The organism is Gillisia sp. JM1, assembly GCF_000424645.1.
Taxonomy (GTDB): domain Bacteria; phylum Bacteroidota; class Bacteroidia; order Flavobacteriales; family Flavobacteriaceae; genus Gillisia.
This window is the reverse complement of the sequence record NZ_KE384219.1, coordinates 42,719-55,260: the sequence shown is the minus strand read 5'-3', so window position 1 is coordinate 55,260 and position 12,542 is coordinate 42,719. Positions and strand designations below refer to the sequence as shown.

The 12,542-nt window shown below is 33.4% G+C and carries 10 protein-coding genes and 1 tRNA gene; 2 read left to right on the top strand and 9 right to left on the bottom strand.

The features are described 5' to 3' along the window. Positions 1 to 12: 12 nt before the first annotated feature. From H033_RS0114570 to H033_RS0114555, 4 genes are all read right to left on the bottom strand, one after another. Positions 13 to 327: an FtsB family cell division protein gene (locus tag H033_RS0114570; protein WP_026838961.1), complete on the bottom strand. Its 315-nt coding sequence runs from the start codon at positions 325 to 327 to the stop codon at positions 13 to 15. 19 nt (positions 328 to 346) lie between these two features. Continuing rightward, complete coding sequence (gene udk / locus H033_RS0114565) at positions 347 to 955, bottom strand: uridine kinase (RefSeq protein ID WP_026838960.1); 609 nt, start codon at positions 953 to 955, stop codon at positions 347 to 349. Positions 956 to 1,070: 115 nt separating this feature from the next. Further along, positions 1,071 to 1,526: a c-type cytochrome gene (locus H033_RS0114560; protein WP_026838959.1), complete on the bottom strand. Its 456-nt coding sequence runs from the start codon at positions 1,524 to 1,526 to the stop codon at positions 1,071 to 1,073. 3 nt (positions 1,527 to 1,529) lie between these two features. Next, complete coding sequence (locus H033_RS0114555; protein ID WP_026838958.1) at positions 1,530 to 2,651, bottom strand: PQQ-dependent sugar dehydrogenase; 1,122 nt, start codon at positions 2,649 to 2,651, stop codon at positions 1,530 to 1,532. 481 nt (positions 2,652 to 3,132) lie between these two features. On the opposite strand from H033_RS0114555, the gene H033_RS0114550 reads away from it, so the two are divergent. Continuing rightward, positions 3,133 to 3,210: transfer RNA gene (locus tag H033_RS0114550), tRNA-Pro, on the top strand. A gap of 362 nt (positions 3,211 to 3,572) precedes the next feature. Here the strand turns inward: H033_RS0114550 and H033_RS0114545 are convergent. From H033_RS0114545 to H033_RS0114525, 5 genes are all read right to left on the bottom strand, one after another. Further along, positions 3,573 to 4,982 (bottom strand): TolC family protein, encoded by a 1,410-nt coding sequence (locus H033_RS0114545; protein ID WP_026838957.1) that lies wholly within the window; start codon positions 4,980 to 4,982, stop codon positions 3,573 to 3,575. Further along, the gene (locus H033_RS0114540; RefSeq protein ID WP_026838956.1) at positions 4,979 to 6,334 is read right to left on the bottom strand and encodes an HlyD family secretion protein; all 1,356 of its coding nucleotides are present in this window, start codon (positions 6,332 to 6,334) and stop codon (positions 4,979 to 4,981) included. Before H033_RS0114540 ends, H033_RS0114545 begins: the two co-directional genes overlap by 4 nt. Positions 6,335 to 6,344: 10 nt before the next feature. Then, positions 6,345 to 8,000 (bottom strand): peptidase domain-containing ABC transporter, encoded by a 1,656-nt coding sequence (locus H033_RS0114535; protein ID WP_026838955.1) that lies wholly within the window; start codon positions 7,998 to 8,000, stop codon positions 6,345 to 6,347. Position 8,001: 1 nt separating this feature from the next. Continuing rightward, positions 8,002 to 8,679: a TetR/AcrR family transcriptional regulator gene (locus tag H033_RS0114530; RefSeq protein WP_026838954.1), complete on the bottom strand. Its 678-nt coding sequence runs from the start codon at positions 8,677 to 8,679 to the stop codon at positions 8,002 to 8,004. A 143-nt stretch (positions 8,680 to 8,822) separates the two neighbouring features. Then, positions 8,823 to 10,124 carry a histidine kinase N-terminal 7TM domain-containing protein gene (locus H033_RS0114525; protein ID WP_081661879.1) on the bottom strand — a complete coding sequence of 434 codons (1,302 nt, stop codon included), beginning with the start codon at positions 10,122 to 10,124 and terminating at the stop codon, positions 8,823 to 8,825. 374 nt (positions 10,125 to 10,498) lie between these two features. Between H033_RS0114525 and H033_RS0114520 the strand changes: the two genes are divergently transcribed. Next, on the top strand, positions 10,499 to 12,538 hold the full coding sequence (locus tag H033_RS0114520; protein ID WP_026838952.1) for an LTA synthase family protein: 2,040 nt from the start codon (positions 10,499 to 10,501) through the stop codon (positions 12,536 to 12,538). Positions 12,539 to 12,542 lie beyond the last annotated feature (4 nt).

Genomic DNA, 12,542 nt, shown 5'->3' with positions numbered 1-12,542 from the left:
CCAAGGGATTGCTTAGTCTATAGTATCGTAATGAATGATATAAATATCTTCGTTAGCTCTTTTCATGTAATAGTGCTGTCTTGCGTAACTTTCTAATTCAAAGGAATCGTTAAGATTTTCTATGATAGCTTTATCCTTAGAGATTTCCTTTTGATAGTATTCTTTATTTACTTTTAGCTTATTTACTTCTTCATCTAGTTCTCTATGGATCAACCAAGAGTTACTATCTAAAAAAAGCATCCAGCCCCCAAAAATAAGTAGGAGCAGCACGTATTTATTGCTAATAAACTTGAACCATTTATTATTGCGAAGTTCCTTTAGTTTCATAAGTTTTAAAGATACAAAATTACACCAATCTGTCCTTGATGATGGTTTGAACAATATCTACCGCCACATTGTTATATCTATTGGTAGGAATAATGATATCTGCAAACTCTTTAGTAGGCTCAATAAACTGTTGATGCATAGGTTTCAAGGTGGTTTGATATCTCCATAAAACTTCATCCAGGTTCCTTCCGCGATCGTTGATATCGCGTTTCAATCTTCTAATTAAACGCTCATCACTGTCAGCATGCACGTAGATCTTTATATCGAACATGTCACGAATATCTGCATGAGTAAGAATAAGAATACCCTCTACAATAATCACTTTTTTAGGCTGAATTGTTACAGTTTCCCCCGTTCTATTATGTTCTGTAAAGGAGTATACCGGTTCCTCGATAGAATTTCCATTTTTCAATTCTTTAAGATGAGAAACGAGAAGATCAAAGTCGATGGATTTTGGGTGGTCGAAATTTATCTTCACACGATCTTCCAAAGATAAATGGCTGGTATCTTGATAATAAGAATCTTGAGATATAACTGCTACCTCTTCATTCTTTAATTCTTCAATGATCTGACTTACAACCGTGGTTTTTCCACTACCGGTACCACCGGCTATTCCAATAATAAGCATCTATAAATATTTTGACGCAAAGTTAATTATTAGTTTGAAATAGGGGAGGGGTCCATCATTTTTATTGAATTTAGATTTCCCGTTTATCTAGAATAGGTTAATAGATTATAAAACTTTATTTAGAGAGTACTTTCACATCTTCTACTGAGACTTCTGTTTTTGAGGTGTTCCCCCAGGAATTAGAGATATAATTCATGACATCTGCAACTTCCTGATCACTTAAGCCTTGAGCGGCCATCACATTGTTGTAATTTTCTCCATTCACTACGATAGGGCCAGATAAACCATATTTTATAGCTCTAAGACTTTCTGTTCTTTTATCTGTTAACCAGTCTGATCCTGCTAATGGTGGGAAATTTCCAGGTATCCCTTTTCCGCTTGGTAGATGGCAGGTTACGCAAAAATTTGAGAAAACCTCTTCTCCTCTTTTAAAGCTTTCTGAAACTTTCTTTTGAACGGGAGAGTCAGAAATAGTAATTTTCTCTGAATTCACATTGGATTGATCTTTCTTTTTTCCTGAATTACAAGACACAAATAGGCTTGCTGCAATTAGTATAGGTAGTAACTTCATAAATTATTTTTTAGTTTCCGTGGTTATTAATTTTACTATTCCAAGACCTTCTACCGCTACATAGATAAACCCATCTGGTCCTTGCTTAACATCTCTCACTCTTCCAATACCTTCAAGCAATCGTTCTCTTTTCACAACTTTTTCGTCTTCAAGAATATCAAGTTCTAAATACTGGAATTTCAGAGAACCAATTAACAAATTATTTTTTAAATGTGGGTATTTATCTGAAGTAATATAGACCATTCCGCTTGGAGCAATAGATGGGATCCAGTAATAAATAGGACCTTCCATGTCTGGTCTGGATGATTCTGAGGTAATTGAGGTGCCGCTATAGTTTTGACCATAAGTTACTACCGGCCAGCCATAATTCGCGCCTTTTTTAATGATGTTTATTTCATCTCCTCCTTTTGGGCCATGCTCGTGTACCCAAATTTCCCCAGTAGTTGGGTGAAGGATCATTCCCTGCGGATTCCTATGTCCGTAACTATAAATGGCTTTTTTGGCATTTGGTTCATCAACGAAAGGGTTATTGGCAGGAATACTCCCATCGTCATTTAACCTATAGATCTTCCCATTATCTCGGGTGATATCTTGCGGATTAATATCTCTTTCTCCTCGTTCTCCAGCTGAAAAATAAAGAAACCCTTCCTTATCAAAGGCAATTCTAGAACCAAAATGCTTGCCCTTGGTGGTATTTGGGGTAGCTTTATAAAGAACTTCCTTTTGAATGAGTTCATTTCCATTTAATTTTGCACGCATAATAGCAGTATTTCCTCCATCTTCATCCCCTTCAGGAGAAGCATAGGAAATATAAATCCAGCCATTATTTTTATAATCTGGATGTAAAATAACATCCATTAACCCACCTTGGCCTCTGTTATAAACTTCGGGAACACCTGTGATTTGTTGTTTGGTATCATCTTTAAATAGGATCAATTTCCCGCTTTTTTCCGTGATTAACATACTGCCATCTGGCAAAAATGCCATTCCCCATGGAATATTAAGATCTTCAACTACAGTTTCAACAGCATAAGTATAAGTGCTGGCTTCTATAGTGGTGTCTTTTTGTGCACAGGCAGAAAAAACTAGAAGTAAAACATTAATAATTAGGAGATTGAATTTCATAAAATTGTTTTTTGAATGATAATAAAAATCGACCGCTGATTTTAATATAAATACAGGAGTTAATATAAGATAAAAATAATTCATTTAAATTTAATCGCGTGTAGGTAGATTGAAAGTTATTCTTATATTTGCAGCCACTATGATGATAAGCATATATAGTTTATCTAAAAAGATAACCTTCGGGGTGTAGCGTAGCCCTGTTATCACGTCCCGCCTGAAGCGGGGAGGTTGCCAAAAGGTTAAATCTCAAAAAGATGTTGGTATACATTCTTTTAGTGAAATAAGTTCAAGGTATTATGTAGGTCAAACTGCAGATATCCAATAAAGATTGAAAAGATACAATTTAGGGAGAGTTAATTCTACCAAACAGTGAATTCCTTGAAAAATTGTTTTGCAAATAGAAGTTTTAAATCGAACAGAAGCAATGCTTTTGGAAAATAAGATTAAGAAACGAGGAGCGAAACGATATATAGATAACCATCGGGGTGTAGCGTAGCCCGGTTATCGCGCCTGCTTTGGGAGCAGGAGGCCGCAGGTTCGAATCCTGCCACCCCGACCAAATGGGTATTAAAACCCACCAAAACACTGTTAATCTGTTGATTATCAGTGTTTTTTGTTTTAAATGATATCAAACAATATCATTTAAATACATAAGTCTGGTGAATCATTCGGTGAATCATTTATTACAGATATTTACGTAACTTCATAGGGCATTTAACTGATTTGACTTTCGTCTTTATAAACTGATTGTTTCACTTAAGACGCTTGAAATGCCTAATTACACTACCTTTTCCGTATTATTCTTTGTTCGAAAACACCATAACGAGACTAAGAAATTATTTATTTATGCCCGAGTTACCGTGGATGTAAAACAATAATGACTTAGGTTATATTATTAGTTACTTCTCTTAACTAATAAAATTAATCTATCCTTACCTCAGTAGCCCCTAGCGCATTAAATAATCTGGCAGTAGCATTTAGCTGTTTAATCAAAAGTGAGTTTTCTTTAATTTGGGCGTCTATCAATTTCTGCTCTCGGGTATTGATTAGAAATAAAGAACTTTCACCCAAGAAAAATTTTCGTTCCTCTGCTTTGACCATTAATTTATAATCTGATACGATATTTTGTATTAGCTGGTTTTGAGTGTCTAGGGAGCTTATCTCAAAATTGATTTCGTTAATTTTATTTGAGATAACTAAGCTTGCCGAGGCCTGATCGAATTCAATACTCTGTATCTTAAAATTTGCGAGCTGAAGATTGCCTCTTTCCGTTCTTAGAAATATGGGAAAACTAACATTTACAAAAGCTTTGTAATTAGCAACATTAAAACTGTTTAACTGCTCGTATTTCTCTGAAAGGAAGTTGTATTGAAGATCTATCTTTGGGAGTAGTTTATTGCGTTTCAGATTTCGATCTACAATTAGCCCTTGAATTTTCGCATTAAGACTTCTTATTTTAGGATGGTTCCTGGCAAGCTCATCCATATTTGTAATCCCTTCCAGAATTAAAATATTTTCTAATAGATTTAAAGGGGGTGATTCTGGAACTATATTTTCTTCCAGTATTAGCGGAACATTGTTCATCCATAGATAATTCCCAACTTCAAGTGCAGCTTTTCTCTTTTTAAGGTTTGATATTTCCAGCTCCAATATTCTGTTTTGCACCAAAATTCTTGCTTCAGTTATGTCTATTTCTGCTTTATCTCCCACTTCTACGCTTCGCTCTATCCCGTTTAGCCTAACTTCTGCATTCTCTAGAAAAGTTAAATAAATTATTTGTTCATTAGAGGCTTCAAGCCATTCAAAATAGGCCAGACTAGCATTAAATAAAATGTCGTTTACTAAGAAATCACGATCTGCTTGGGATTGTCTTAAAAAGAATTTAGCTTTTTTTAAGGTGGCCATTCTTTCATTGATTAAAAAGCCTTGTGCTAGTGAGAACGAAACTCCAGCACTGTAAAGGCCTTCCTCAGGAACTTTCAGGCTAGGATTAAGAAATTGACCAGAATTCTCTTCAAAATTGGCTTTAAATTCTATACCATACCAGGTAGGTATTTTAAATGTGGCATTAAGTAGATCGTAATATTCAGTATTCTTAAATTTCTTGCGATCATAGTCTATTTCTATCTTTGGATCGAAACCACCACGCGCACTCAGCATATTAGCTTCGCCTATACTTAAAGTTAAGTTGGCTTGTTTCATTAGCGGATGATGTGCTTTTACATATCCTATATATTCCTCAAATGTAAAAGTCTCACTTATTTCTTGAGCAGTTGCTATTTTTGAGAAAATGATAAAAAGTACTATTAGTAACTTACTAAAACTTCTCATTTATTTTTTGCTTTAGAGTTATCTAAGTTTTTTGGTACGTAATAATCTTGGGGGAAACCATTTAGTTGTCGCCATAACTCGTACCAAATAGGGACATCTTCAAGTAATGCAATCGTGCGTGCACCGGAACCTACACGCACATTTTTAGGCCATGGCTCTGTATTTTGATTTGGTGCTATCAACACCCTGAATTTGCCATTAGTACTTATAAAATTTTCTACAGCTACTACTTTCCCTCCATAGGTGCCAAAAGATGCGTCTGGCCATCCACTAAAAACAATAGCTGGCCAACCATCAAATTGAACTCTAATTTTTTCTCCTGCATGTATTAATGGTAAGTCTATAGGCATTACAAAGGTCTCAATAGCCAAATCATAATCTGCCGGCATAATGCCTACAAGCTGTTCCCCTTCTTTAAAGGTTTCCCCAATACCTGCTTTAATCGCTTTGTTAATGTAACCATTCTGAGGTGCAAGAATAAATTGCATCTTATCTCTCAATTCATAATTTGCAGTTTCATTCTCTAATTTTGAAACTTGCGCTTCTGTATCAAATTGAGATGAACTTGCCGTAAATCTATCGCTTTGTACTTTGCTTATTTTTTCTGCATACTCGGCAGCGGTTCTATTTATATCTAGGCGAGCGTTAATAAGTTCATTTTTACTTGCTAGTAATTTATTTTCTTGACCTATTAATTTAGCTTCGGTTTCCTGAAATTTAAGGCGTTTATCTTCTACATCTGCAGTAGATTTTAAACCTTCCTCTTGTAAAGTTGCAGTACGCAAATATTGTTTTTGAGCAATATCTCTATTAGTTTTCGCTGCCACCAGATCTATACTGTCACTCTTAATTTTATATTCGGCTTGTTTTAGTTTATTTTGGACTTGTTGTGTTTTTAGTCCTCGTTCGTTTTGAAGAGCGTCAATTTGGCTCTCAAGTGCTAGTACTTTTCCCTGATAAGAAACAACTGCATTACTTTTGGCTTTTCGCTGTTCCTGAGTGCGCTGAACAAGTCTAGGATCTTGATATTCATTTTTAATTTCAGAAATAAATAAAATAGTGTCTCCTTTTGCTACATAATCTCCTTCTCGTACAAACCATTGTTCTATTCTACCGGGTATAGTAGATTGTATTGTTTGTGGTCGTTGTCCTGGTGTAAGGGTAGTTACAAAGCCAGTTCCTGAAACAGTTTGTGTCCAAGGTAAAAACAATATGATTATTCCAATAATTGCAAACGTTAACAAAAATCTATTGAAGTATTTAAAATGTCTAATCTGGTGCGCTCTTGCATATGCAGAATATTTGTTGAGATTTACTTTTTTATTCAATTGGTTATACGATATATTGAGCATTGCATTGGTATTATAGTGTGAAACTGCCGTTGTTGAGTCTTAAATGTTTATTACATACTTTTTTCCAATTTTCATTCTGACCAGAAACTATGAGAAGCCAAGGTCTGTCTGGATGTGCCAAATATTCCATCAACCTTCGAGCTTCCTGTGCTTCAAAATGTTCTAGAGCATCTTTAAGTATAAGAATTTTTGGATTATGTACTATGGCTCTTGCCAGAAGAATGCGTTTAGAAACCGTATGCGGAATTCTCAGCCCTTGTGGAAAAATTGGGCTATCTATTCCTTTAGGTCTCTTTCTTACAAATTCCTGTAATCCTATTTCTTTTATAATACGGTTTACGCTATCTAGAGTGATATCCTTATTGCCAAATGTGATATTTTCGAATATAGTTCCTTCAAAAGGCATTTGCTCTGGAAGCACCTGTCCTACTTGAGATCTGTAAGCATTAATGCGCATTCCTTTAAAACTGAAATCATTTATATAGATCGCTCCAGAAGTTGGATCGATGAGACCAGACAGCAATTTGAGCAGCGTGGATTTACCTGATCCAGACGGTCCTTCAATAAACAATCTATCTCTGGGATCTATCTCAAGATTTATTGTGTCAAGGATGGTACCACCATCAGATTTAGTGTAAGACACTTTTTCTAGGGAAATTTTTGCGGTATCATATAATTCAAATGGATCTACTCCATCTTGAGCTTCCAGTTTTTTATCTACTACCTGGCCAATTTTCTCTAAAGAGGTTAAAACATCATAAAAACTTTCCAGACCGGTGACAAGTTTTTCTACCGAGTTAATTACAAGAATTATAATGATCTCTGCCGCGACAAATTGGCCAATGTTCATCTCTTGATTAAGAACCAATAAGCCACCAATTAATAGCAATCCAGCTGTTACTAGAACTTTGAAGCCCACCATTTGAATAAATTGCAACATCAATACCCTAAAATGGCTTTCACGAGCTTCTAAATATTTTTCGGTTAATTTATTGTTGCGTTCCATGGCAAGCGATGTTCTACCAGAAAGTTTAAAGCTAGTGAGCGATCTGGCAATTTCTTGTAACCAGTGAGCTACAGCATATTTGTTTTTAGACTCTTGAAGGCTTGTGTCCAATCCCTTGCGAGCGGTAAAATTAAATACTAGGTAAACTAGAATAACCAATAGAAGACCATAGATTATGAAAAAAGGATGATAAAGTGATAGTAATATTAAACCAAATAAAATTTGTAAAATAGCTGATGGAAAATCTAATAAAATCTTAGATAATCCCTTTTGAACTGTTAGTGTATCAAAAAAGCGGTTAGCAAGTTCTGGGGGATAGTGATTGCGAAGATCGCTCCATTTAATTTTGGGAAAACGATATGCAAACTCAAACGAAGATCGGGTAAATATTTTTTGCTGAATGTTTTCAAGGATACGTATTTGCATTAGTTGTAAAATTCCTTGAAAGGCCACTCCCAGAGTTACAAGGATAACCAGAACAATCCATGATGTAGAAACCTCTGCACCTTGAATAAGATTAATAATTGCCTGAATACCCAATGGAAGAGTAAGCGCAACAAGGCCAGAAAAAATTGCATAGTAGAAGATTTGTCTAATATCACGTTTATCTAGTTTAAGTAGGTTTATAAAACGTCGCCAAGGAGTAATTTCCTTCTTCATATTACTTGATTTTTAGAGCATTATAAATTAAATCGGAATAAAATTCAGTGGGAGTTACAGCATTACCACAATCTGTTAATGTAGGGAAATGTTCTGAAAGAAAATGTTGATGCAACGAACCTTCTACTAAATTGCTTGCTAAAGATGCAGGATAAGGATACTCTTTATTAACAGCTATTATCGCGTTTTCAATACGTGAGATAAGCCTTTTGTAAATAGAAAAATAACCTTCTTTATTTTCTATATCTACTTCTTTGGTTAAAAAAGATTTTGAGTATTCACCTATAATTATTTTATTAAGAGTTTTTTCATTTATATGTGAGAAATTGGAATCATTTTCGATTTTAGCAGTTATTAGGGCTATTATTTTCTTTAGTTTTTCTGAAGGATCTGCAATACTATAGGTTTGAATGACTATCTGATATTCAATCCAAGCCCAATACCAGGATGCAAGGTAGAGCAATACCTTATGCTTGTTTTCAAAATAACGATATATAGAACTTTCATTGGAAGAGATCTGATTCCCGAGCTTTTTGAAAGTAAAAGCTTCAAATCCAATCTCATTTATTAATACAATACTATGTTCTACGATACGCTTTCCTAATTCTGATGTTTCAGGGTCTTTAACGTAGGTTTTATCATTAACTGTTATTTGAAAATTTTTTAATAAATCATGCATGATTTTGGTTTATATCGCAAAAGTAATAGTATTACTATTAATATGCAATAATATCACTATCTTAACTGTGAATGAATGTTTTATTAATTATTATAGGACTAGATTGATCTAATTTTTTCAGAGGATAAATTAATCCAAAAGTATTAGTATTTTATATTTTCAGCTCTTTCATTGATGTTATGTATAACTAAATCTAATTCTTCACAAGATTTGTGAAGAGCATTTAAAAATGTGTTGAGTTCTTCATTACTTGTATTTTCATTTAAAAGAAGATCGGAAATTGCCATTATTCTAGACAATGGTGCTCTCAAAATATGAGAGTGATGCCAGGCAATTTCGTTTAACCTTTTATTTTGATTCTCTATTTTTATAACATGTTTTTTTGTAGTAGTAATATCATTGGCAAAGATCATAATGCCTTGAAATTTTCTGTTATTATAAATTGGCTGACTATTGAACAACACATGGATATGATCCTTTTCATGATTAATAAATGTCGTTTCATAGTTCCTAACAGGTTTTATAACTTTCAGCAGCCCATTTTGACAGTTTTGATCGCAAAATTTATCATAATCAAGTTTTGTTGAGAAAATCTTTTCTAAACATAATGATGAATTAATTTTTTCATTCAGGAAGATTTTTTTTGAGGAAGTGTTCATATACTGTATTTTTTGATCTTTAGAGATGAAAAAAACCATACTATTCAATTCATTTAAAACCTTATCCAAATCTATCGATTCGGATATATTAAACAGGCTATATCTCTTTAAGGCAATGATAATAGCTACGGATAGAAAGGTTATGAAGGTTGATGTTATAGGTATCTCAACAAGTCCCATCATTGGTAATGCTATTTGCGTGATGACACCTTGAATGCCAGGAATAAGCATTCCAATCGCAATAAGCATGGCTTGCTTTCTTTTTTGTATTTCTCTTTTCTTTGAAAAAGCAAATCTAAATAAGATAAACATACTTATATAAGTTAGACCAGCTATCCAATATCTTTGAATTAAATCTGTAGTATGAGGTCTCAAATTTATGAGATATCCCCATGATTCATTTTCTATAAATGGAATGGGAGTAGTGTTGGCATGATAAACAGAAAAAAAGACAATTAGTGGTCCATATAGAATAATGTAGAAAATTCTTGAATTTGAGATTTTAAAACCAGTAAAAATCATAGAAAAGTGCAATGCCAGAGCACCTATAGCTAACCATCCCAAGCTTAATATTTTATCTACATACCTGGCTAGTTCCACTGAAATGTTTAACCTCAATATTGAATTTTCTAATTGTAATGCTAAAACAGCTAGTAACAATAAAGAGAAAATATTGGTCAGTTTTCCCTTTGGCATAAACCAGAGGAGGTAAAATAAAATTCCAATATTAATGCAAGCTGGAATAAAGGCTAGCAGGAATGTTGACACGTTTAATGTAGCTAACATTCGAATAGGTTTTCGTGCATAAATAAATAGGTTTTAATTTAATTAGTAGATTTGGGAGAAACTAACTATTGGATTATAATTTTAATAATACCAAATTATTTTTGACATTAATTCATAATATTAACATTAATTAAATGATATACCAAATGTTGTTTGTTATTTGTTAAAAAATGTTCGTACTATGAATAATTTTATTTTGAACTCGAGAAATTAATTACTGCCTGTTGTCCAATTTTAATTAACTAAAAATTGAATCGCCACTTTTCGGGAAAATAGATTATCTATAAAGTCTAAAGTACTATTCAAAAATAATTCTATTTTTGAATGTTTAAAAATACGGCTTACCCCAAATCACCTATTTTAAAGTTTATAAAATGGCAAAGGATACAATTAGAGTTTCATTAAAGGAAAGATTAATTCATGCCACAAGAACATTTGCGAGTTTTTCACTTATTTGGTTGATACTGATGTTTATATTTAGTGTTGCAGAATTAACATTAAATTCCTTTACCAATGGATTGCCTAGCGGATTTTTCAATCTTATGCTTTGGAGCGGGTATTTAGATCTTTTGTTTTGGTTAAAATGGGTACTTATAATCTACATAATATATGTGCCTATTTATTTATTGTCTCCAAGATTGGCGAAGATCACATTTCAGGTATTAATGCTGCTCTTCTTCATTATTCAAATAATATTGCTTAATTATTTTAACGCTGCCTTGGTAATGCTGGGAGCAGATCTTTTTGGATATAGCTTAGAAGACATAAAACAAACAGTTGGATCATCTGGTGGTTTAAATGCTATTTCTATTATTATATTCATTGTCCTTATAAGTATTGTTTTAGTTTCTACTCATTTCTTCACAAAAAAGGTGAGACCTTCGCTTTATGTAGCATTGGGATTGCCTATATTTTCTCTAATATTCATGTCTTTTAGCGGATACAAAACAGTTGGAAAGATTAATTTAGAATCAGATTTTGCCAACAGTTTGGTAACCAATAAATCCGATCATTTCTATAGCAGCGCGTATACCTATTATAATCCAGTTATTTTTGAAACTGATATTTATTCCGATAATTATATAGGTGATTTTTTCAACAAGTTTAGCGAAGGAATTGCTTTCAATTTTATAGATGAAGTGAATTACCCTTTTTTACATGAGGAGGTCACTAACGATGTATTAACTCCTTTTTTTACTCCAAAAGATAAAGCACCAAATATTGTAATAATAGTGGTTGAAGGTTTAGGTAGAGCTTTCACTAACGAAGGAGCTTATCTAGGAAATTTCACCCCATTTCTAAGCGATCTAGCCGAAGACGGGATGTATTGGAAAAACTTCTTGAGTCAAGGAGGGCGAACCTTTGCTCTATTACCTTCCTTACTTGGTTCGTTACCTTTTGCAGAGAATGGTTATTTAGGGATGGGAAATGACATGCCTAATCAATTATCCTTATTAAACACACTTAAGTTTAATGGCTATAATACATCTTTCTATTATGCGGGTGATGCCCAATTTGATAACATGGCGCTCTATCTTAATGCGAATAAAATAGATGAATTGAATGATGAGAAAACCTTCCCTTCAGGATATAAGAAATTACCTGAAAATAACGGATTTTCATGGGGATATAACGATAAGGAACTCTACAGGTATTTTCTCAATTCAAGAAAAGAAGTAGAAGAAAAACCTCAATTGAGTGTCCTTTTAACGGTAACCACACATAGTCCATTTTTAATAGATGAAGTAGATAAATACAATACCAAGTTTGAGGAACGTCTGGATTACCTGAGGTTTGATGACTCTGAAAAGGAATCACACAGAAATTATTCAAAGCAATATTTGACCATTATGTATGCAGATGATGCTTTGAAAAACTTCTTCGAGGAGTATAAAAAAAGAGCAGATTATGATAATACTATATTCTTAATAACAGGAGATCATAGGATTCCAGAGATCCCAATGAGTACAAAAATAGATAGGTATCATGTGCCTTTAATTATCTATTCTCCCTTATTAAAGAGAACAGCAGAAATTGAATCTGTTTCTACTCATTTTAATATCACTCCAAGTATACTGTCTTACCTAAAAACCAATCATAATATAAAATTACCAAAATATACAAGTTGGGTAGGGCAGGGGCTAGATACTACCAGAAGCTTTCAGAATATCCACTATTTACCTTTAATGCAAACCAAAACAAATTTAAATGATTTTATCATGGGAGAATATCATCTAAATGGAACTAATCTTTTTAAACTGAATAAGGAGCTTGGAGAGGATTTAGTTGAAGATGAAACTGAAAAGAATAGATTAAAAGGAGCTTTTGAGCTTTTTAAGCAGCGTAACTCACAGATTATTAGAGGAAAGCAAATAATACCCGATTCAATTTATTCTAATTATACACCAAAATAATAGC

Bases quoted from the DNA above. Each gene is read 5' to 3' on its own strand.
- H033_RS0114570 (WP_026838961.1), bottom strand. From the start codon at position 327: ATGAAACTAAAGGAACTTCGCAATAATAAATGGTTCAAGTTTATTAGC.
- udk (WP_026838960.1), bottom strand. From the start codon at position 955: ATGCTTATTATTGGAATAGCCGGTGGTACCGGTAGTGGAAAAACCACG.
- H033_RS0114560 (WP_026838959.1), bottom strand. From the start codon at position 1,526: ATGAAGTTACTACCTATACTAATTGCAGCAAGCCTATTTGTGTCTTGT.
- H033_RS0114555 (WP_026838958.1), bottom strand. From the start codon at position 2,651: ATGAAATTCAATCTCCTAATTATTAATGTTTTACTTCTAGTTTTTTCT.
- H033_RS0114545 (WP_026838957.1), bottom strand. From the start codon at position 4,982: ATGAGAAGTTTTAGTAAGTTACTAATAGTACTTTTTATCATTTTCTCA.
- H033_RS0114540 (WP_026838956.1), bottom strand. From the start codon at position 6,334: ATGCTCAATATATCGTATAACCAATTGAATAAAAAAGTAAATCTCAAC.
- H033_RS0114535 (WP_026838955.1), bottom strand. From the start codon at position 8,000: ATGAAGAAGGAAATTACTCCTTGGCGACGTTTTATAAACCTACTTAAA.
- H033_RS0114530 (WP_026838954.1), bottom strand. From the start codon at position 8,679: ATGCATGATTTATTAAAAAATTTTCAAATAACAGTTAATGATAAAACC.
- H033_RS0114525 (WP_081661879.1), bottom strand. From the start codon at position 10,124: ATGTTAGCTACATTAAACGTGTCAACATTCCTGCTAGCCTTTATTCCA.
- H033_RS0114520 (WP_026838952.1), top strand. From the start codon at position 10,499: ATGGCAAAGGATACAATTAGAGTTTCATTAAAGGAAAGATTAATTCAT.